This is a genomic window from Shinella zoogloeoides (assembly GCF_033705735.1).
Taxonomy (GTDB): domain Bacteria; phylum Pseudomonadota; class Alphaproteobacteria; order Rhizobiales; family Rhizobiaceae; genus Shinella; species Shinella zoogloeoides_A.
This window is the reverse complement of sequence record NZ_CP131130.1, coordinates 1,516,821-1,538,078: the sequence shown is the minus strand read 5'-3', so window position 1 is coordinate 1,538,078 and position 21,258 is coordinate 1,516,821. Positions and strand designations below refer to the sequence as shown.

The following is a 21,258-nucleotide window of genomic DNA, read 5'->3' as shown; positions in this document are numbered from 1 at the left end:
TTCGTGCTTGGTTCAATGCGTTCCGGCGAGAGGAAAAGGCATGAGCGAGAACGAGATCTGGGCGGCCTATGAAAAACGCCTGCTGCGGGTTTCCGCCTATATCCACGAACATCTGGACGAGGACCTGGACCTCGGCCGGCTTTCCGAGATCGCCTGCCTTTCCGCCCATCACTGGCACCGCGTCTACCGCGCCGTGCACAACGAGACGCTGGCGGCGACCGTGCGCCGGCTGCGTCTCCATCGTGCGGCGGGCGATCTGGTGCGCAGCGAGCGCTCCGTCCGGGACATCGCCGTGCGATGGGGCTATCCCAACCTGCAATCCTTCACGCGCACCTTCGCGGCCGCCTATGGCATGCCGCCGGCGCGCTACCGCAGGGAGGGTTCCCATCGCGCCTATGCCCCCGAAAGCGACGAGGAGTCTTCGCGCATGTTCGACGTCACCATCCGTACCCTTGCCGAGCAGCCGCTGCTCGCCGTTCCCCATACCGGATCCTATATGGGTATCGGCAAGGCCTTCGAGGCGCTTTACGGCACGCTCTTTTCCCGCAACCTTTTCCGGCCGGACATGCGCATGATCGGTCTCTTCCTCGACGATCCCGATCTGGTGGCGGAGGAGAAGCTGCGCTCCTTCGCCTGCGTCACCGCTGATGAGAATACCCCCGCCGAGCCGCCCCTGACGCGGCGCGTCCTGGCGGGCGGCGACTATGCCGTGCTGCGCCATCAGGGGCCCTATGCGAATATGGACGCGGCCTATCGGTGGCTCTACGGCACATGGCTGCCCGCCTCCGGCCGCTCGATCCGCGACGAGGTGATGTTCGAGCTATATCTCAACAATCCCCGCGAGGTGCCGCCGAACGAGTTGCTGACGGAAATCTGCCTGCCGCTACAGCCGGTTGCCGTCTAGTTTGAGACGTGCTCGGGTCGTTCCCAAAGCGGCCCGACCTCAATCGACAGTCAGCAGCAGCGCCCTGTGGTCGGAAACCTCCGGTGTCTCCACCACGGTGAAATCCGCGACAGGCACAGTCGCATTCACCAGCATGTAGTCCGCATGGCGGCCGGGCTTGGTGTAGTGCGACGTGCGCGTGTCGGTGAAGCCGCGAGTCGTGACGAGATCGGTGAGGCCGAGGCGCGAGAGGGTTTGGAAGGTGCGGCTTTCGGGAAGCACGTTGAAATCGCCGCAGAGGATAAGGCCTTCTTCCCGCCGATGAAGGCGCTGGATGAGGGTCGTAAGGGCTTCGGCCTGCGCAGCGCGGCTCGCCGTGTCGCCCTTGCCGTCGATCTCGCGAAGCCCGTGAAACTGCACAACGGAAAGCGGGCGGTCCGCCTTGTAGTCGTAGAGCCGGAAGGCATGGGCGTTGCGGGCGCGGGGATGGGCGCCGAAGCCGTGCGGAGAGAAGGCGCCGTGCACGAAATCGAGCGCCTGGCCGATGACGGCGATGTCCTGCCGGATGAAGGTGGCGAGGCCGAATTCCTGGTGGCAGGGGCGATCGCCGTCCATCAGTCCACCGCGGGCGGTCGGGGCGAAGAAGCCGTCGTGACCGGGCAGGACGGCGGCGATCTCGCGGTAGAGATTGGCGCGCTGCTGAAGCTCCACTGCGCCGTCGCGATAGGTCAGCCATTCGGAACGGGCGGCGACGGCGCGCGGCACCTCCTGCAGGCAATAGATATCGGCGTCGACGGCGGCGAGATAGTCGAGGAGCGGCGCATGCAGCATCCCGCCCCAGACATTCAGCGACAGGATCCTCATGCACGCCGCTCCTTCCCGCAAATGGTCAGCCGGTCTGGGACAGGTCGCCCATGCGGTTCCAGGCGTCGAGGCCGGCGATCTTGTAGGCTTCGGCGAGCGTCGGATAGTTGAAGGTGTTCTCGACGAAATATTCGACGGTGCCCTTCAGGTTCAAGACGGCCTGGCCGATATGGACGAGCTCGGTGGCGTTTTCGCCGACGATATGCACGCCGAGCAGGCGGCGGGTCTTCAGCGAGAAGATCATTTTCAGCAGGCCGGAATCGAGGCCCATGATGTGGCCGCGCGAGGTCTCGCGGAAGCGCGCCATGCCGCATTCATAGGGAATGCCGCGCTCCTTCACCTCTTCCTCGGTGAGGCCGCAGGTGGAGATTTCCGGCACGGCATAGATACCGTAGGGGAAATATTTCGGCGGCTCCTTGGCGATCGCTCCGACAGCGACGCGGGCGGCGATGCGGCCCTGTTCCATCGAGGTCGAGGCAAGGCTCGGGAAGCCGACGACGTCGCCGGCGGCGTAGATATGCGGTACCTCGGTCTGGAAGGTTTCCGGGTTTACGCTGAGGCGCCCGCGCGAATCGGCGGTAAGGCCGGCGGCGGCAAGGTTCAGGCTGTCCGTCGCCCCGACGCGGCCGGCGGCATAGAGCACCATGTCGCAGGTGACGTGGCGGCCGTTGTCCAGCGTGATCTCGCATTTGCCGTTGGGAAGCTTCTCCACCTTGTCGGCCTTCTGGCCGAGGATGAGCTTCATGTTGCGGTCGCGGAGCTGGTAGATGAAGTCCTCGACGATTTCCCGGTCGATGAAGTCGAGGATGGTCGGCTTCGGATCGATCACCGTCACCTGTGTGTCGAGCGCGGAGAAGATCGTCGCATATTCGATGCCGATGACGCCCGCGCCGATGACGGCCATCGAGCGCGGCAGTTCCTTGATGTCGAGCAGCTCGTCGCTGTCGAGCACGCTCTCGCTGTCGAAGGGAATATTGTCGGGGCGGTAGGGCTTGGTGCCGACGGCGAGCATGATGCTCTTGCCGCTGACATGCATGGTCTCGCCGTCGTCCTTGACGATCTCCATGGTCTCGGGCGTCAGGAACTTCGCCTTGCCGCGGATATGCTGCACGCGGTTGCGGGCGAACTGGTGTTCAAGCACCTCCACCTCGTGGTCGAGCGTGATGAGCAGGCGGCGGCGCAGGTCGTCGGCGCTGATTTCCTGCTTCACGCGGTAGGCGCGGCCGTAGAAGCCGCGCTCGCGCCAGCCGGAAAGGTTGAGCGCCGTTTCGCGCAGCGTCTTCGACGGGATCGTGCCGGTATGCACCGACACGCCGCCGACGCGCTTGCCCTGCTCGATGACGAGCACCTTGCGTCCGAGCTTTGCTGCCTGGATGGCGCCGCGGCGGCCTGCGGGGCCGCTGCCCACGACGACGAGATCATATTCCTGCATGTGTGATTGTCCCAGTCTTCTGCGGCAAAGAATCGTATTGCGTTGCAGCAATTTTCTCCGCCGAGCAATTTCCGTCAACCGAATGTGGCATCAAACCGTTTCAAACGGATGAAGGCGCGCTCCCCGGTTTCCCGTATCGCGCCCCGAAGCCGCTTCGGAACTACATGAGCCGCAGCCCCTTGAGGCTGGCGTGGCCGTCCTTGCCGATGATGATGTGGTCATGCACCGTGATGCCGAGCGGCCGGGCCGTCTCCACGATGGTCTTCGTCATGTCGATATCCGCCCGCGACGGGGTCGGATCACCGGAAGGATGGTTGTGGACCAGGATAATGGCCGTCGCCGACAGTTCCAGGGCGCGGCGCACCACCTCGCGCGGATAGACCGGCGTATGGTCGACCGTGCCGTGGCCCTGCACCTCGTCGGCGATCAGCGTGTTGCGCTTGTCGAGGAAGAGGATGCGGAACTGCTCGCGCGGCTCGTGCGCCATGGCGGCGTGGCAATACTGGATGACCGACGACCAGGAGGCGAGCACCGTCTTGTTGCGGATCTCGCTCTTCAGCGTGCGCTGGGCGACGGCGGAGACGAGCTTCAGGTCCAGCGCTACCGCGTCGCCGATGCCCTTGACCTCCTGCAGCAGCGCGGGCGTTGCGCCGAAGACGCCGGACAGCGTGCCGAAGCGGTCGAGCAGGGCCTTGGCCACTGGCTTGGTGTCGCGGCGGGGGATCAGGCGGAAGAGCAGCAATTCGAGAATCTCATAATCGGCGAGCGCCGTGTCGCCATTGTCGCGGAAGCGGGTGCGCAGGCGCTCGCGGTGGCCGTGATAGTGCTTGTCTTCCACGGCGGCGGGGATCGGCTTGGCGGGTGCGGCGCGGGCAGGGCGCTCGTAGAAGTGCCCGCGCTCGTCGCCGGGACCGAAAAGATCGTCGATGCCCGCCGGATCGTCCGCCGTGAAGATGGAGGGCGAAATGTCCGTGCGGCCGCGCGATCCCGTCATGGGCGGCCTATGCGGGAAGGCCGGGGCGGTCGAGGCCGCCGGGCGACAGCGTGAAGATCTCGCAGCCGTCGGCCGTCACGCCGACCGTATGCTCGTACTGCGCCGAGAGGGAGCGGTCGCGCGTGACCGCCGTCCAGCCGTCGGACAGCACCTTCACATGCGGGCGGCCGAGATTGATCATCGGCTCTATGGTGAAGATCATGCCTTCCTTCATTTCCGGGCCTTCATTGGCGCGGCCGTAATGCAGGATGTTCGGGGCGTCGTGGAAGAGCCGGCCGACGCCGTGGCCGCAGAAGTCGCGCACGACGGAGCAGCGCTCGGCTTCCGCATAGGCCTGGATCGCCTCGCCGATGGCGCCGGTGCGCGCGCCGGGCCTTACGGCGGCGATGCCGCGCATCAGGCATTCATGGGTGACTTCGAGCAGCCGCTCGGCCGCGCGCTTGATCTCGCCGACCGGGTACATGCGGCTCGAATCGCCGTGCCAGCCGTCGAGGATGTAGGTGACGTCGATATTGACGATGTCGCCTTCGCGCAGCGGCTTGTCGTTCGGGATGCCGTGGCAGACGACGTGGTTGATCGAGGTGCAGGTGGACCTTGTATAGCCGCGATAGTTGAGCGTCGCGGGCAGGGCGCCGTGATCCATGCCGAATTCGAAGACGAAGCGATCGATGACGTCGGTGGCGACGCCCGGCTTGACCAGCGGATAGAGCTCGTCGAGGCAGCGGGCCGTGAGCTGGCAGGCCTTGCGCATGCCGGCAAAGGCGTCCGCATCGTAGAGGCGGATCACGCCCGTGTTCTTCAGCGGCGCGGAGGTCGCGTCGATATAGGTCACCATGGTCGAACTTTCACTCGTCTTTGTCGTACCGTCATAAAACAGCGACACCGGGTTCGTCCATGGCGATCGATGCCACAGGCCGGATTTGCCCGGGTGTAACGGCACATTTGACCGCATAGGCCTCGACGCCGCGCGAAAGCGCGCGGCGGAAGCCGCCGGCATAGGTGGGGTCGAGGTCGGCGCAGATGCGGAAGAGATCGCAGTCCTCGCGCTGGATGAGATAGAGCATGACGGCGCGGAAGCCGGCCTCGGCCATGTCGCCCAGCTCTTCGAGATGCTTTGCGCCGCGCGCCGTCACCGTATCGGGAAACTCGGCAAGGCCGGGCGTGCGGCGGAAATGCACGTTCTTCACCTCGACATAGGCCGGCGGGCGGGCATCGCCGGAGAGCAGGATGTCGATGCGGGAATTGCGACCGTATTTCCTTTCCCGCTCCAGCACCGGATAGCTGCCGAGATCGGCGACGAGGCCGGCAAGGATGGCTTCCTCCGCCAGCCGATTCGGCAGGCCGGTATTGATGCCGACGACGGTGTCGTCCGCCTCTACCAGTTCGAGGCGGTGGCGGTGCTTGCGCGTCGGGCTGTCGCTTTCCGACATCCAGATGCGCGAACCGGGCGCCGTCAGCCCGCGCATCGAGCCGGTATTGGGGCAGGAGCCGGTGATCGCCGTCCCGTCGTCGAGGATGGCGTCGAAGAGGAAGCGCTTGTAGCGCTGCACGAGCGTGCCGGAAACGAGCGGCGGATCGAATTTCATGGGATGTACTTCACAGGGCGTCAGGCACGCACGCGCACATAGGAGCCGGGGGCCTCCTCGATGGAGTTCATGGTGCCGCCGGTCTTGCGGGCCGGCACCATGCGGTCGTCCTCGGCCTTGATCCATTCGTGCCAGTGCGGCCACCAGGAGCCGGGTGTCTCCTCGGCCTTCTTCACCCAGTCCTCGAATTCGCCCTTGACCGGACCGCCGGTCCAGAACTGGTATTTCATCTTGTCGGGCGGATTGACGACGCCGGCGATATGGCCGGAGCCGGCCATGACATAGGTGACCTTGCCGCCGAAATACTTGCTGCCCACGAAGACCGATTTCGCCGGGGCGATATGGTCCTCCTTGGTGGCGAGGTTGTAGATCGGGATATTCACGTCCTTCAGCGAAACCTTCTCGCCGGCCAGCACCATCTCGCCCTTGGAGAGCGTATTGTTGAGATAGCAATTCCTCAGGTAGAACGAATGGTTGGCGGCAGGCATTCGCGTGGAATCTGAATTCCAGTAGAGAAGATCGAAGGGCATCGGCTCCTGGCCCTTCAGGTAATTGTTGACGAAATAGGGCCAGATCAGCTCGGAGGCGCGCAGCATGTTGAAGGCGGTCGCCATCTTGGAGCCGTCGAGATAGCCCGTCGCCTTCATGCCGCGCTCGATGGCGTCGATCTGGTCCTCGTCGGCGAAGACCTTGAGGTCGCCGGCAAAGGTGAAATCGACCTGCGTGGTGAAGAGCGTCGCGGTGCGGATGCGCCTGTCGCCTTCCCTGGCATGCAGCGCCAGCGTGGCGGCGAGCAGCGTGCCGCCGACGCAATAGCCGATGGCGTTGACCTCGTCCTCGCCGGTCGCTTGGCTGATCGTGTCCAGCGCGAAGCCGACGCCTTCGCGGGCATAGGCTTCCCAGTCCTTGCCCGCATGACGCTCGTCCGGATTCACCCAAGAGATGACGAAGACCGTATGGCCCTGGTCGACCGCCCATTTGATGAAGGATTTCGCCGGGTTGAGGTCGAGGATGTAGAACTTGTTGATCCACGGCGGGCAGATGAGGAGCGGGCGCTTCAGCACCTTGTCCGTCGTCGCATCGTACTGGATGACCTGGCAAACGTCGCTCTGCGCCAGAACCTTGCCCGGCGTCAGCGCCATGTTCTCGCCGATGGCGAACTTGCTGGTATCCGTCTGGCGCAGCTTGAGGTCGCCCCGGCCGGCGGCGATGTCCTCGGCCAGCATCTTCATGCCGCGCACGAGGTTCGCCCCGTTGGTGGCGACCGTCTCGCGGTAGAGCTGCGGATTGGTGGTGATGAAGTTGGAAGGCGAGATCGCGCTGGCGATCTGCTTCACGTAGAAGCCGGCCTTGTGGCGGGTGTGCTCGTCGAGCCCCTCGGCATCGGCCACCAGCTTTTCCGCCCAGTCGGAGGTCACGAAATAGACCTGCCGCAGGAAATCGAAGAACGGGTTCTTCACCCAGTCCTCGTCGGAAAAGCGCTTGTCCTTGGCGTGCGGATCGGGCGCTTCCTCGACCTCGTTGCCGCCGAGCTTGCTGAGCGTGCGCGACCAGATGCCGAAATAGCTGCCGAGCAGCATGGTCTGGGCATCGAGCGTGCGGCGCGGATCCGCCAGCCAGTATTCGGAGACTTTGGAGAGCGTCTTGACCATGTCGACCATCGGCTCGGCGACGGTGTCGACCTTCTCGCCGGTTTCGCGCGGGGCGAGCCAGGCGGAGGCGGCCTTGCCGAGCTGCTCGACGGTGCGGGCGAAGTTGACCGTCAGCGCCTCGGGGTCCTTGACGATATAGGGCTCTATCGCGGCGGGATCGAAAGGCTGGAAACCGGGCTTGTCGCCGGCCGCATCGCGCCCGCCCGCTTTGCTGTCCTCGGCCATCGCTCCCTCCCGATTTTATTGTTACTTTTGTATTTTTACATTCTCTGCGAAACAGATTACAAGGGCCTCGAAGCCTTTCGCGGCAATATCCGGAACCGGCCGTTTCGACAGGAGCATACAGCCTCATGGCGTTCGAATTCAGGCGCTTCAGCGCCGTCCTTCTCATGGCCGCCATGCCGGCCGCGCTCGCCGCCTGCGCCTCCTCGGAAGCGCCCGCGACGGTGAATGCCGGCGCGAACCGCGCGGCCGTCTATCCCGACATCACCGCCATCGTGCGCGGCGAGACGCAGCAGATGAGCGACGAGGAAGCGTCCAATTACCAGGCGAGCCTGATGGCGCTTGCGCATCGCCGTAAGGCGGGTACGATCTCGGAAGCCGAATATCGCCGGCAGCTCGCCGAATTGCAGGCGCTGCGCGACAACCACGGCAAGGCGACGCTGGCCGAAATCGAAGGCACGAAATAGCGCTTGCCTTTCGTGCCGTTTGGCAGCAAAGCGAAAGACGGCCTTTTGGCCGCCGGCGCGGGCGGAGCGCCTTCATTTCGAACGCTTTCGCCCTTATCCGGTCACTTGAAACGCGCGGAGTTTTGTGTCGTCCGGCAGGGTCCGGAGGGGCTCCGCGCTCAACGGGGTTAGAGATGGAAGAGTTTCACAAGGTCCGGCGTCTGCCGCCATATGTTTTCGAACAGGTCAACCGTTTGAAAGCAAGCGCGCGAGCGGGCGGCGCCGACATCATCGACCTTGGCATGGGCAACCCCGACCTGCCGACCCCCAAGGCCATCGTCGACAAGCTCTGCGAGGTGGTCCAGGACCCGCGCACGCACCGCTATTCCTCGTCCAAGGGCATTCCCGGCCTTCGCCGCGCGCAGGCCGCCTATTACGCCCGCCGCTTCGGCGTGAAGCTGAACCCGGAGACGCAGGTCGTCGCGACGCTGGGCTCCAAGGAAGGCTTCGCCAACATGGCGCAGGCGATCACCGCGCCGGGCGACGTCATCCTCTGCCCGAACCCGACCTATCCGATCCACGCCTTCGGCTTCCTGATGACCGGTGGGGTCATCCGCTCCATTCCGGTCGAGCCGGACGAGAGCTTCTTCCCGCCGCTCGAGCGCGCCGTGCGCCACTCGATCCCCAAGCCGCTCGCGCTGATCATCAACTATCCGTCGAACCCGACGGCGCAGGTCGCCACGCTCGATTTCTACAAGGACGTCATCGCCTTCGCGAAGAAGCATGACATCATCGTGCTCTCCGACCTTGCCTATTCGGAAATCTACTTTGACGACACGCCGCCGCCGTCCGTGCTGGAAGTGCCGGGCGCGATGGACATCACCGTCGAATTCACCTCCATGTCGAAGACCTTCTCCATGCCGGGCTGGCGCATGGGCTTCGCCGTCGGCAACGAGCGCCTGATCGCCGCGCTGACCCGCGTGAAGTCCTATCTCGACTACGGCGCCTTCACGCCGATCCAGGTGGCCGCGACCCATGCGCTGAACGGCGACGGCTCGGACATCGCGGAAGTGCGCAACGTCTACAAGCGCCGCCGCGATGTGATGGTCGAGACCTTCGGGAAGGCCGGCTTCGAAGTGCCGCCGCCGGCGGCGACCATGTTCGCCTGGGCGAAGATCCCGGAAAAGTTCCGCCATCTCGGCTCGCTGGAATTCTCCAAGCTGCTCGTGGAGAAGGCGGATGTCGCCGTCGCTCCCGGCGTCGGCTTCGGAGAGCTCGGTGACGATTACGTCCGTCTCGCGCTGGTCGAGAACGAGCACCGCATCCGCCAGGCTGCGCGCAATATCAAGAAGTTCCTTTCCACGGCCGACGAGACGATGCACAACGTCATCTCGCTCAACGCCCATCGCTAATGAAATCCGCCCTCCGCGTTCAGCGGAGGGCTTTTCCAGAACTCATAGGACATGACCATGGCTGATGCCCTGAAGATCGGCATTGCGGGCTTGGGGACCGTTGGTGCCTCGCTCGCGAAGATTCTCGTCGAACGCAGGGACATGCTTGAGACGACATGCGGTCGCCCGATCGAGATCGTCGCCGTCACGGCGCGCAGCAAGGGCCGTGACCGCGGCGTCGATCTCTCCGCTGCCGAATGGTTCGACGATCCGGTCGCGCTCGCCCGCGAGGCGAAGATCGACGTCTTCGTGGAACTGATGGGCGGGGCGGGCGATCCGGCCCTTGCCGCCGTCAAGGCGGCGCTGTCGCGCGGCGTCCATGTCGTGACGGCCAACAAGGCGTTGCTCGCCGCGCACGGCGTCGAGCTTGCCGGCATCGCCGAGAAGCACGGCTCGCTGCTCAACTACGAGGCGGCGGTCGCCGGCGGCATCCCGGTCATCAAGGCGCTTCGTGAATCCCTGACGGGCAACACGATTTCCCGCGTCTACGGCATCATGAACGGCACCTGCAACTACATCCTGACCAAGATGGAGAAGGAGGGGCTTTCCTTCGAGGCGTGCCTCAAGGAAGCCCAGCGCCTCGGCTATGCCGAAGCCGACCCCGCCTTCGACATCGAGGGCAACGACACCGCGCACAAGCTGTCAATCCTGACGACGCTCGCCTTCGGCACGAGGATTTCGGCCGACGACATCTATCTCGAAGGCATCACCAACATCTCCATCGACGATATCCGCGCCGCCGCCGATCTCGGCTACCGCATCAAGCTGCTGGGCGTCGCGCAGAAGACCGATACGGGCGTCGAGCAGCGCGTGCACCCGACCATGGTGCCGCTCGACAGCGTCATCGCGCAGGTGGATGGCGTGACGAACGCCGTCGCCATCGAATCGGACATTCTCGGCGAATTGCTGATGGTCGGCCCCGGCGCGGGCGGCAATGCCACGGCCTCGGCCGTGCTCGGCGACATCGCCGACATCGCCAAGAGCCGCCCCGGCGCGCAGACCGTGCCGGCGCTCGGCCGCCCGGCGGCGGCGCTCGCGCCCTACAAGCGCGCGCAGATCCGCAAGCACCACGGCGGCTACTTCATCCGCCTCTCGGTGGAGGACCGCACGGGCGTCTTCGCCAGCATCGCGCGGCACATGGCGGAGAACGGCATCTCGCTGGAATCCATCGTCCAGCGCGCGCAGTCGACGGCCGAATCGACCGATCCGAAGACGATCATCCTCGTCACCCACGCCACCATGGAGGATTCCGTCCGCAAGGCCGTCGCTTCCATCAAGAGCGAGGGCTATCTTGTCGGCGAGCCGCAGGTGATCCGCATCGAGCGGCCGAAGACGGCCTGATTTTTGCTGCCCGCATCTCGGTGCGGATCAGCCCCTCACCCTAACCCTCTCCCCGCAAGCGGGGAGAGGGGACTTGCCCCACGCAACGTTGGAGAGTTGAGGAAAACGGTGCGGCACTTTTCCTTCTCCCGCAGCCAAGGAGAAGGGGGCCGGCAGGCCGGATGAGGGGCCGGCCTTCCGATGCAGGAGGGGTAACACGACCGGAGCCGCCATGAGCATGTTGGAAAACGCAGATCCCGTCAGCCGGGCCTTTCTCGGCGTCGAGCGCTCGGCGACCGGGCAGCGCTGGGTGGCGCGGCTCGACCAGGCGGGGGAGAACCGCGCGCTGGCGATGAGCCAGACGCACGGCCTGCCGGACCTCATCTCCCGCGTCCTGTCCGGACGGGGCATTCCCTTCGAGAATGCGCTGGAATTCCTCGATCCGACGCTGCGACGGCTGATGCCCGAGCCCTATAGCCTGATGGACTGCGAGGCCGCGACGGAGCGGCTGGCGCGCGCCATCGAGCGCGGCGAGCGCGTCGCGATCTTCGGCGACTACGATGTCGACGGGGCCTCCTCCTCGGCACTGCTCTACCGCTTCCTGACGCATTTCGGCGTGCCGGCGGAAATCTACATTCCCGACCGCATCTTCGAGGGCTACGGCCCGAACCCGAACGCCATCGGCCAGCTCATCGACCGGGGTGCACAGTTGATCGTCACCGTCGATTGCGGCTCGACGAGCCACGAATCGCTTGCCGTCGCACGGGAACGCGGCATCGACGTCGTCGTCATCGACCACCATCAGGTCGGCGAGACGCTGCCGCCGGCTCTGGCGCTCGTCAATCCGAACCGCGAGGACGATCTGTCGGGGCAGGGGCATCTATCCGCCGCCGGCGTCGTCTTCCTCGTGCTGGTGGCCCTGCAGCGGCTGCTGCGCCAGAAGGGCGATACGCGGGCGGGGAGCTTCGATCTCCTCTCCATGCTCGATCTGGTGGCGCTTTCCACGGTCTGCGACGTCGTTCCGCTGAAGGGGCTGAACCGCGCCTATGTGGTCAAGGGCCTCGTCGCCGCGCGCCATCTCGGCAATGCCGGCCTGACGGCGCTGCTCAAGCAGGCGGGCATCGGCGGGCCGGTGACGCCCTATCATCTCGGCTTCCTCGTCGGCCCGCGCATCAATGCCGGCGGGCGCATCGGCGATGCCGCCCTCGGCAGCCGCCTCCTGACCATCGACGAGCCGGGCGAGGCCGAGCGCATCGCAAAGCAGCTCGACGAGCTCAACCGCGAGCGCCAGGCCATGGAGGCCGCCATGCTGGCCGAGGCGGAAGCCGAAGCGCAGGCGGAATACGGCACGGGTGAAAACGCCTCGGTGATCCTGACGGCCCGCGAGGGCTGGCATCCCGGCGTCGTCGGCCTGCTTGCCTCGCGGCTGAAGGACCGTTTCCGCCGCCCGGCCTTCGCCATCGCCTTCGATCCTTCCGGCAAGGGCACCGGCTCCGGCCGCTCGATCAGTGGCTTCGATCTCGGCCGCATGGTGCGTGCTGCCGTGGAGGAGGGCATCCTCGTCAAGGGCGGCGGCCATGCCATGGCGGCAGGCCTGACGGTGGAACGGAGCAATCTCGGCCGGCTGCGCAGTTTCTTCGAGGAGCGCGCGGAACGCACCGTGCGCGACCTCGTCGCCGTGGAAACGTTGAAGATCGACGGCGCGCTCAGCGCCAGTGGCGCCACGCTCGCGCTGGCCGACCAGCTCGAGCAGGCCGGCCCCTATGGTTCCGGCCACCCGCAGCCGATCTTCGCGCTGCCGGTGCATCGCGTGCGCGACGTGCGCCCCGTCGGCGTCAACCACCTGCGCGTCAGCTTGGAAGGCCCCGACGGCGGTAGGCTGGATGCCATGGCCTTCCGTGCGGCAGAAGCCGATCTCGGGCTTTTCCTGATGAAGGAGCGCGGGCAGGCGGTGCATTTCGCCGGCACGCTTTCCGCCGATAGCTGGCAGGGCAGCCGGCGCATCCAGTTCCGCGTGATCGATGCCGCAAAGGCGTTCTGAAAGACTCTGTTTTCTTGGCGGTGTCGGGGAGAGACCGTGGCACGCCGCAAGTGATGAAGATGAGAACTGGAGTATCCGTGTTTTCTGCTGATAGCACAGATTCAAACCCTGCCCCCGCAACCACTGAGACTTGTAGCCGCTTCCAGTCCGCCTCCTCTTCAGCGAGGACGGTGCGGAAGCAGGCTACAAAGTCCAGCTTCACCTTCTGTCCCTTCAGTTCGCCATCCTTTGAACGTTGCCCGTAGTCGTCGACGAAATCCGCGCGCATGGCCTTGCTGTGCTCGTGGAACGCCTTCATCGAGGCAAGGATCGTCGCGAGACGGCCGTGGATCGTCAGGCCCGCGGACTTCCCGTCAGGCGAGGGCACGATGACCACCTTCTGGACCAGCTCTCTCACCACATTGAAATGTTGCTTCACCGCGTCGTGCTCTGACGTGCCGGCCCGTAATCACTTGGATGGTTGACGCCATTGGCGATGCCAGCGAAAACCATCGCGAGTATGAGAACCTCAAATGTTGGATAGAGGAAGACAAGTGCGAAACTCGCACTTCCTAACGCCAGACCATACAGCAATAATCTGCGAGCGCCGAGGCGGTCCACCGCGTAACCCATTGGAATTTGAACCAGGGCCGTGACTATATTGAAAACGCCGAGCGCGATACCAAGATCGACGAAATTTACGCCCATGCCGGCCGGAAGCAACGGAAGTAGCGCCGGAAGGGGCATGATATGAAAATGGCTGACGAGATGCGCTGCGGACACCTGCGCCAGTAGCCCACTCTGTCTGTTCATCATCGTTTGTTAACGGTGGCAGGCATATCGCTGGCTGGGGTAAGGTCCGGCCAATAGAAGCCATTGCCGGTTGGGCGCAGACCGAAGATGGCTTGACCGACCCTCACGACGTTCGCACCTTCCTCGATGGCAATCTCGAAGTCTCCTGTCATGCCCATGGAAAGCTGTGTAAGGCCAGGATGGGCCGTGACAGCGCGATCCCGTAGATCGCGCAGCAGGCGGAAGCAGGTGCGTACCCGCTCGTGATCGGTGCTGAAGATCGCCAGTGTCATCAGACCACGCGGCTTAAGCCGGGGATATTCGGACAGGCGATTGACGAAGGGCATAAGATCGTCGGGGTGCAAGCCATATTTGCTTTCCTCACCCGACGTATTAACCTGAACGAACACATCGAGATCGCGCGCCACGGCATCAAGCCGCCGGTTCAGTTCTTCCGCCAGCCGAAAGCTGTCCAGCGCATGGAACTCCGATGCGATCCGGACCAGATATTTCACCTTGTTCGTCTGGAGATGGCCAATGAGGCTCCAGTTGATCGGCAAATCGCTCAAGGTGGCCAGCTTGTCGCGGGCCTCCTGGAGCTTGTTTTCTCCAAAATCGGAAATCCCTGCGGCAAAGGCGAGCCGCAGGACATTAGCGGGCACCGTCTTGGTGACGGGGAGAAGACGTACATCGTCCGTGGATCGCCCACAACGATGGCAGGCGGCCGCAATGCGCGCCCGCACAGTTTTCAGATTCGCCGCAAATGTCGTTGCCGGATCGTTACCAAAGCGGGCGACTTCCTCGGGCAGAAGCTCAATCTTGGAGAGTGTTTCCATGTCGACCCCGCTTCCAGTCAATAAGGCAGCGGGAAAGGCGCGACGAGTTGGCGTACACGGTTATTGATGTCCTGTTGGCGGGCATCAAGCGTTTCGTCACGGGCGGCGGCGAGCGTATCGAGCATGAGAGCGGCGATTTGGCGATATTCATCGGCACCAAATCCGCGCGATGTTCCTGCTGCGCTGCCGACACGGATGCCTGACGTGATCATTGGCTTTTCAGGGTCATTGGGGATGGCATTCTTGTTGAGGGTGATGCCGACAGATTCCAGCGTCTCCTCGGCGATATTGCCTGTTACGCCAATGGGGCGCAGATCGACTACGGCCAGATGGCAATCCGTACCACCGGAGGTGATCTTCAGCCCACCATCGGCAAGCTCTTGCGCCAAAACTCGGCAGTTTTCGACCACCGCCTGGACATAGGTTTTGAAGGATGGTTGTAGCGCCTCGCCGAAAGCCACGGCCTTTGCAGCGATGACATGCATCAGCGGACCGCCCTGGAGTCCGGGAAAGGTCGCAGAATTGATCTTTTTCGCGATCTCTGCGTCGTTGGTCAGGACGAAACCGCCGTGGGGGCCGCGCAGTGTCTTATGCGTGGTCGAGGTAACGACATGCGCGAAAGGAACTGGAGACGGATAGACACCACCGGCAACCAGGCCCGCGAAATGCGCTATGTCAACCAATAGGACGGCTCCGACTTCATCGGCGATCTGGCGGAAACGCGCAAAGTCCATGGTGCGAGGATAGGCCGAGCCGCCGGCAATCAGCAATTTAGGCTGGTACTTGCGCGTAAGCGCAGCCACCTGATCCATGTCGATGAGATGGGTTTCCGGGTCCACACCATAACTCACGACCTTGAACCAGCGGCCGGAGATGTTGACCGGTGCTCCATGAGTAAGGTGACCGCCAGCCTTAAGATCCAATCCCAGAATTGTATCACCGGGATTGAGCAGAGCGAGGAAAACCGATTGATTGGCCTGGCTGCCAGAATGTGGCTGGACGTTGGCATAGCTGCTGCCGAACAGCCTGTTTACCCGCTCGATAGCCAGGTCTTCGACGGCGTCGACATTCAAGCAGCCTCCATAGTAGCGGCGATGCGGATAACCTTCGGCATATTTGTTGGTGAGCACCGACCCTTGAGCATCAAGCACTGCCTGGCTTACGAAATTCTCCGATGCGATCAGTTCAATGGATTCGCGCTGACGGGTCTTTTCACCGACGATGGCAGCCGCAATGGCACCATCGGCAACAGACAACCCAGCTGCACTCACGCCAGTGATTTCGGGGTTCTGAACCGCGCGAGATGTGGCCGATATTCCCATTGATGATCTCCTTGATGACCTTGATAGCTGCATGTCGCTACGCTCAGATCGCACAGACGCTGAACTTGGCTTCTATCATGGTCATGGTCTGCTTTTTCCATCCACTTTAACGGGTGAGGGCAGGCCATTGATTAGGATGATGAGGCTGACGCCTCGGTTGACCCAATGGCTTCATGTCCCTATGGTGAGGGTTCTCGGCAGAAGGAGATTTATGCGCAGAGGTCCAGTTTGAACCGCAAATGGCGGTATCGCTCAGCACCGCCAAGGTGCTGAACCTCTATGCATAAATTTTTCTGCGGAGTTCTCATGAAAAAGCAGACGTGGCCTGCCCCCTGAAAAGTGATCCTTCATGACGTATGGCTTATAAGCCTCAGAAGGACATTGAAATGGCAGCGAAAAGACACAAGGCAGATGAGATCGTCACGAAGCTTCGTCAGGTTGACGTGCTGAATGCACAGGGAAAGTCGATGGCGGAAGCGATCCGGTCGATAGGCGTAACGGAAGTTACATATTACCGGTGGCGGTCTGAATACGGCGGCCTGAAGGGCGACCAGGTGAAACGCCTGAAGGAACTGGAGGCAGAGAACGCACGGCTGCGGCGTGCGGTTTCCGATCTCACCCTGGACAAGATGATCCTTGCCGAGGCCGCCAAGGGAAACTTCTGAGCCCCGCCCGTCGCCGCGCTTGCGTGGATCATGTCACCGAGGAACTGGGTGTGTCCGAGAGACGGGCGTGCCAAGTCTTGGGTCAGCATCGTTCCACGCAGCGCAAGATCGCCAAGACCCCAGATGATGAAGCGGCGTTGACCGCCGACATCACGGCGCTCGCTCTCCAGTATGGCCGCTACGGCTATCGTCGCATCACGGCGATGCTGCACCAGGCTGGCTGGATCGTGAACGTCAAGCGGGTCGAGCGCATCTGGCGACGGGAGGGGCTAAAAGTGCCTCACAAGCAGCCCAAGCGCGGGCGGCTATGGCTGAACGACAGTTCGTGCGTCCGGCTGCGACCGGAATATCCTAACCATGTCTGGTCTTACGACTTCGTTGAGGATCGCACGCACAACGGCAGGAAAATCCGCATGCTCAACGTGATCGACGAGTTCACGAGAGAATGTATCGCCATCAGGGTCGAGAGAAAGCTGAAAGCCGTCGATGTCATTGACGTGCTTTCCGACCTCTTCATCCTGCGGGGTATCCCGACGCACATACGTTCCGACAACGGCCCGGAGTTCATCGCCAAGGCGCTACGGGAGTGGATCGCGGCGGTGGGCACCAAGACCGCCTACATCATGCCTGGCAGCCCGTGGGAAAATGGATACTGCGAGAGCTTCAACTCGAAACTCCGTGACGAACTGCTCAACGGCGAAATCTTCTACACGCTCAAGGAGGCGAAGATCATCATCGAAAACTGGAGACAGCATTACAACACCGTGCGACCCCACTCATCGCTAGGCTACAAGCCGCCGGCACCTGAAGCCGCCGTCTGGCCTCGCCAAAGCGGTCCAGCGTCAACGCCAGCGGTGGCCAGAAGACCGAGCATGCACTAACTTTCCAAACGGATCACCCAATGGGGGCAGGCCAGTCGCGTCACACGGATAATAGCCTGGCTCATTAAACGGCTCGAGCGCGACGTCACCGGTGCCCACATCCACGAGCATCCGGGCCACATCCTCTACCATGGCACGATAAAGCGTCACGCCAGAGCTAGTCGCGCCACCCTCGATGATCGTTTCACTGTAGGCCGGCACTTGACTGACAAGATGAAGATTGAAGACTACTTTAAGGCCAGACGCCGTAACCCGCCGGACTGCTGCTTCCAATATATCCAGGGCCTCTTGCCGCCTGGTACCTGTATTCGCCAGAAGCGGACCTGGATCGACCGTTAGTCTGACGAAATCGAACCCCATAGCCTTAATACGGACGAACTGATCTCCGGGAGGCCAGTCCGCTAACGGCCTTTCGGAAGAAAGCCATTCGGCATAGGTCCGATAAGGTGGCCAGGCATAGCTTCCATTCGAGGCTAGTGGCGACCAGTTGAGCCACTCGTGCACGCCGACACCGCGCTTGAGGTCAATTGGCTGGGCATGGGCGGACAGTCCAGCTGCAATTATCATTAGGCTTGCCAAAAATATTCGTTTCAATTTAATCCTCCCTTATCGTAAAAAGCTGCGGAAGACTCCTTATAGTAAAATAATTATCGTTCTCCCGGAGGCTGTATTCTGTGTATCCTTTTCGCGTTAGTCAACCATTCCGTCATTAGGTGGGCTTTTTGCATGTGCGCTTGAGTTTTGAATTTTATTATTTTCGATCTTTTGGTCAGATGCCCACGTAAAATGGCTGGTGCAGGCTCAACCTTCTCCTTTCGTGGAGTGAGCAAGAGTTGGCTGGGAGGAGATGGAAGCTCCAATCAGACCGAAAAAATTTTTGGGTAGGATTTTGGTGTGAGCCTTCTGCGTTAATAGAAATTTGCCTTGCGTGCCTTAAGGGGAATGTTCTCATAATATATTATTCATATTTCGTCAGGGTCGATTATGGAAAATAGGGAAAAAACGAAATAGTTCTGGCATGGTCGGGCGCAAGGCTGCACCGGTTAGCGGGTTATTAATGTTCTATTCTTGAAGATCAGGTCGGCTGTGACGTTCCCGTTGTGCCTGTAACCCCAGCAATGGCCGGAGCCGGACCGCCGCCTCTGGGCGGCGGCCTGCAAGCCGGCGGGCTTTCTGAAGCCGTCCCATCCCGCCAGCAGATGGAGCGTGCGCCGCCGCCGGATCGTGGAACAGGCCTACGGGCAGTGGCTGTCATGGCTTGCCCGCAACGGCGTGCTCGATGCCGGCCCTCCCGGTGCGCGCGTAACCGCCGAGAGGATGAGGCAGTTCATTGAGGAGTTACAGGACCGGGTCTCTCCGGTCAGTGTGTCCATGATGGTCGGGGCCTTGAAGCGCATGCTGGATATGCTCGCGCCCGAAATCGATCTGTCCTGGCTGTCGACATGGAGCGCCAGCCTGAAGAGGAACGCCCGTCCCCAGCGCAACAGGTTTGCGCATATCGTGCCGCCGGCCGCCCTGATGGACCTTGGCCTTTCCTTGCTGAGGCGCGCGGAGGAAGCTGAACGCAACAGTCATCTCGTCTCGACGATGGCGCGGGACGGCCTGGTGATCGCCATGCTGATCTGCCAGCCCGACAGGATCGCCAATTTCCATGTGATCGAGATCGGCCGGCATCTGCTGCCCGATGGGGATCGTTACCGGTTGCGCTTCGAAGCGGAGGAAACCAAGACGAGGCGCATCTCGGAGGGAGAGTTGCCTCCCGGTCTCACGCCGTGGATCGAGTGGTATCTCCAAGTCCATCGCCGACGGTTGCTTGGGCAAGGGGAGGGCCACAGGACGGCACGCCTTTGGATCGACCGTTGGAGTAAGCCGATGGCCGAGCATTCTGTTCGTAACCAGATCAACAAGCGCACCATCGATGCATTCGGTTACAATGTCTGGCCGCACCTGTTCCGCAATTGCGCGGTCACAGGGCTGGTGGACCGGGCACCCGACCAGATCGCCATCGCGCCGGATCTTCTCGGCCACGCCACCTCGCAGACCACGCGCAAGCACTACATCCTCACCAGAGGCAACCGGGCGCGCGCAATGGTGCAGGATGCGTTCACATCGGCCCGGGCCAAAGCGATCGGCCGCCTGACAGGAGAGGGTGAGGATAAGGGATGATGTTGCAATTAATTGCAAATTTTCATCAAAGTTAACGATCAGGCGGCGCTCAAGCAGATGTCGCATGGAAGGAATGGCAGGCAACGCTTTGAAACATCGTCCATTTCCGCAATGCACGCCGATGGCTCGAAACAGGCGGTGCGCGGGGTGAGCCACGGGCGGCCTGCATGTCTGGTGGTGTTTTCCGTCCGGCCATACAAGATCGGAGACGGAACATCGCATACGAAACACCAGAGCCGAAACGGACCGGATCGAAAGCCCGCCTGTCGATGCCGGCCGGGTGTCTTTCGATGGCCAGCAAGCTCGGCGCCGGCGGGATGGTGTTGCCACCGTCAGTGATGTTCCCGGCCGGCTTCCGGTCACGGCTGAGGAAGTCGGTATCCTTCGTGCATTCCTTCATGACGAGATTTCTGCCATCCTGCGCGGTGACGACTGAAGGAGGTGGTGGCCAATGAGCGGGACAAGAGCGGCAGTCTACGTCCGCGTCTCAACGGCCCGTCAGGCCGAGAGCGATCTGTCGATCCCCGACTAGGTTGCCCAGTGCCGTGCCTATTGCGATCGCCAGGGCTGGAAGGTTGTGGACATTTTCACCGAGCCGGGCGCCTCCGCGCTCGATGAAGACCGGCCTGCCTTCCAGGAGATGATCTTCAAGGCGACACGCTCCGACCGTCCATACGATTTCGTTGTCGTCCATTCCCTGAGCCGCTTCTCCCGCGACAGCCTGCATTCCGAACTCTATGTCCGGCAGTTGCGCAAGGCGAGCGTCGAGCTCGTTTCGATCACCCAGGATATTGGCCAGGACGGCAGCGGCGAGTTCATCCGCAAGATTTTGAGCGTATTCGACGAGCATCAATCCAGGGAGAACGCCAAACACGTACATCGGGCAATGCTTGAGAACGCCCGGCAGGGCTTCTGGAACGGTGCGCCGCCGCCCTTCGGCTATGATATTGCCGTGAAGGAAACACGCGGGACCAAAGAGAAGAAGATCCTTGTCATCAGCGAGGAAGAGGCAAGCACCGTTCGTCTCGTATTCAACCTCGCTTTGGGGGAACGTGGGCGGTCGATGGGCGTCAAGGCAATTGCAACCCATCTGAACGAACGCGCCATCACGCGTCGTGGCGTCCGCTTCTCGACCGGAAGCATTCACGATATTCTCACGTCGACGACATATGCCGGTCGGCACTTCTTCAACAAATACGATAGCCGCAACAAAAAGCCCCGTCCGCCGTCGCAGTGGATCGAGCTTTCCGTTCCCGCAATTGTCAGCGAACAGATGTTTACGTCTGTTCAGGGACTTCTCCGGAGCCGCAGCCCCTTGCGTGTGGCGCCAAGGGTTGTGAATGGCCCCACCTTGCTGGCTGGCGTGGCGCGCTGCGGTTATTATGGAGTGGCCATGATCAAGAATACCGGCAAGGGTGGCACATACGCCTATTATTGCTGTTCCCGAAAGCTCAAGGAGGGGGCGCTTTCATGCCGGGGCATCCGGATGCGGATGGATCGTCTGGACGATATCGTCGTGGGCGAAATCCTTGAGCGTATCCTGAGACTTGAACATCTGGCCGCGCTGCTCGATACCTATCTGAAATTCACAGGTGAGCGTGCTGACAAGAACAAGCACGAGATTGGACGGTTGCGCGACAGGCATCGCGATACGCGCGGCCCTCGCAAGATTGCTGTCCCTGGTCGAAAACGGGCTGATGGAAGCTGAGGATCCGACACTCAAGGA

18 protein-coding genes are annotated in these 21,258 nt (G+C 62.3%); 8 read left to right on the top strand and 10 right to left on the bottom strand.

Annotation, left to right across the window (positions count from 1 at the left end; all coding sequences use genetic code 11):
• Positions 1 to 40: 40 nt before the first annotated feature.
• The gene (locus tag ShzoTeo12_RS07955; RefSeq protein WP_318912080.1) at positions 41 to 904 is read left to right on the top strand and encodes an AraC family transcriptional regulator; all 864 of its coding nucleotides are present in this window, start codon (positions 41 to 43) and stop codon (positions 902 to 904) included.
• Between the two features lie 39 nt (positions 905 to 943).
• Here the strand turns inward: ShzoTeo12_RS07955 and ShzoTeo12_RS07950 are convergent, their stop codons facing one another.
• The 6 genes from ShzoTeo12_RS07950 to ShzoTeo12_RS07925 form a co-directional block, all read right to left on the bottom strand.
• On the bottom strand, positions 944 to 1,747 hold the full coding sequence (locus ShzoTeo12_RS07950) for an endonuclease/exonuclease/phosphatase family protein (RefSeq protein ID WP_318912079.1): 804 nt from the start codon (positions 1,745 to 1,747) through the stop codon (positions 944 to 946).
• A 25-nt stretch (positions 1,748 to 1,772) separates the two neighbouring features.
• Positions 1,773 to 3,179 carry a Si-specific NAD(P)(+) transhydrogenase gene (gene sthA / locus ShzoTeo12_RS07945; protein WP_318912077.1) on the bottom strand — a complete coding sequence of 469 codons (1,407 nt, stop codon included), beginning with the start codon at positions 3,177 to 3,179 and terminating at the stop codon, positions 1,773 to 1,775.
• A gap of 160 nt (positions 3,180 to 3,339) precedes the next feature.
• Entirely contained in the window at positions 3,340 to 4,173 is an 834-nt protein-coding gene (gene radC / locus ShzoTeo12_RS07940; protein ID WP_318912075.1) for a RadC family protein, read from the bottom strand.
• 7 nt (positions 4,174 to 4,180) lie between these two features.
• A complete protein-coding gene (gene map / locus ShzoTeo12_RS07935) occupies positions 4,181 to 5,008 on the bottom strand; it encodes a type I methionyl aminopeptidase (RefSeq protein ID WP_203318795.1) in 828 nt (275 codons plus the stop codon).
• A 31-nt stretch (positions 5,009 to 5,039) separates the two neighbouring features.
• Positions 5,040 to 5,759 carry a DNA/RNA nuclease SfsA gene (sfsA, locus tag ShzoTeo12_RS07930; protein WP_318912074.1) on the bottom strand — a complete coding sequence of 240 codons (720 nt, stop codon included), beginning with the start codon at positions 5,757 to 5,759 and terminating at the stop codon, positions 5,040 to 5,042.
• Positions 5,760 to 5,779: 20 nt separating this feature from the next.
• On the bottom strand, positions 5,780 to 7,636 hold the full coding sequence (locus ShzoTeo12_RS07925; protein WP_318912072.1) for a class I poly(R)-hydroxyalkanoic acid synthase: 1,857 nt from the start codon (positions 7,634 to 7,636) through the stop codon (positions 5,780 to 5,782).
• Between the two features lie 125 nt (positions 7,637 to 7,761).
• Between ShzoTeo12_RS07925 and ShzoTeo12_RS07920 the strand changes: the two genes are divergently transcribed.
• From ShzoTeo12_RS07920 to recJ, 4 genes are all read left to right on the top strand, one after another.
• Positions 7,762 to 8,100 (top strand): SHOCT domain-containing protein, encoded by a 339-nt coding sequence (locus ShzoTeo12_RS07920; protein ID WP_318912070.1) that lies wholly within the window; start codon positions 7,762 to 7,764, stop codon positions 8,098 to 8,100.
• A gap of 173 nt (positions 8,101 to 8,273) precedes the next feature.
• Positions 8,274 to 9,491, top strand: a complete 1,218-nt coding sequence (locus tag ShzoTeo12_RS07915; protein WP_119256245.1) for an LL-diaminopimelate aminotransferase — start codon at positions 8,274 to 8,276, stop codon at positions 9,489 to 9,491.
• A gap of 57 nt (positions 9,492 to 9,548) precedes the next feature.
• Positions 9,549 to 10,871: a homoserine dehydrogenase gene (locus tag ShzoTeo12_RS07910; RefSeq protein ID WP_313193015.1), complete on the top strand. Its 1,323-nt coding sequence runs from the start codon at positions 9,549 to 9,551 to the stop codon at positions 10,869 to 10,871.
• A gap of 217 nt (positions 10,872 to 11,088) precedes the next feature.
• Complete coding sequence (recJ, locus tag ShzoTeo12_RS07905; protein WP_318912407.1) at positions 11,089 to 12,891, top strand: single-stranded-DNA-specific exonuclease RecJ; 1,803 nt, start codon at positions 11,089 to 11,091, stop codon at positions 12,889 to 12,891.
• 414 nt (positions 12,892 to 13,305) lie between these two features.
• On the opposite strand, the gene ShzoTeo12_RS07900 is transcribed toward recJ, so the two are convergent.
• Genes ShzoTeo12_RS07900 through glyA form a run of 3 tightly spaced genes read right to left on the bottom strand, consistent with a single transcriptional unit; the run spans position 13,306 to position 15,820 of the window.
• Entirely contained in the window at positions 13,306 to 13,686 is a 381-nt protein-coding gene (locus ShzoTeo12_RS07900) for an MFS transporter (protein WP_318912068.1), read from the bottom strand.
• Positions 13,683 to 14,498, bottom strand: a complete 816-nt coding sequence (locus tag ShzoTeo12_RS07895) for a YggS family pyridoxal phosphate-dependent enzyme (RefSeq protein ID WP_318912066.1) — start codon at positions 14,496 to 14,498, stop codon at positions 13,683 to 13,685. Before ShzoTeo12_RS07895 ends, ShzoTeo12_RS07900 begins: the two co-directional genes overlap by 4 nt.
• A 17-nt stretch (positions 14,499 to 14,515) precedes the next feature.
• Positions 14,516 to 15,820 carry a serine hydroxymethyltransferase gene (gene glyA / locus ShzoTeo12_RS07890; protein WP_318912064.1) on the bottom strand — a complete coding sequence of 435 codons (1,305 nt, stop codon included), beginning with the start codon at positions 15,818 to 15,820 and terminating at the stop codon, positions 14,516 to 14,518.
• Positions 15,821 to 16,206: 386 nt separating this feature from the next.
• Here glyA and ShzoTeo12_RS07885 point away from each other — a divergent pair.
• A protein-coding gene (locus ShzoTeo12_RS07885) for an IS3 family transposase (RefSeq protein ID WP_318912063.1) occupies positions 16,207 to 17,366 on the top strand; the annotation gives its coding sequence in 2 pieces (ribosomal slippage) (positions 16,207 to 16,471 and positions 16,471 to 17,366; 1,161 coding nt in all).
• On the opposite strand, the gene ShzoTeo12_RS07880 is transcribed toward ShzoTeo12_RS07885, so the two are convergent.
• Positions 17,328 to 17,960, bottom strand: coding sequence for a cellulase family glycosylhydrolase (locus ShzoTeo12_RS07880; protein ID WP_318912061.1), 633 nt, complete (start codon positions 17,958 to 17,960; stop codon positions 17,328 to 17,330). The genes ShzoTeo12_RS07885 and ShzoTeo12_RS07880 overlap by 39 nt on opposite strands.
• A gap of 612 nt (positions 17,961 to 18,572) precedes the next feature.
• On the opposite strand from ShzoTeo12_RS07880, the gene ShzoTeo12_RS07875 reads away from it, so the two are divergent.
• On the top strand, positions 18,573 to 19,532 hold the full coding sequence (locus ShzoTeo12_RS07875; protein ID WP_318912059.1) for a site-specific integrase: 960 nt from the start codon (positions 18,573 to 18,575) through the stop codon (positions 19,530 to 19,532).
• Positions 19,533 to 20,109: 577 nt separating this feature from the next.
• Complete coding sequence (locus ShzoTeo12_RS07870) at positions 20,110 to 21,240, top strand: recombinase family protein (protein WP_318912057.1); 1,131 nt, start codon at positions 20,110 to 20,112, stop codon at positions 21,238 to 21,240.
• Positions 21,241 to 21,258: the final 18 nt, after the last annotated feature.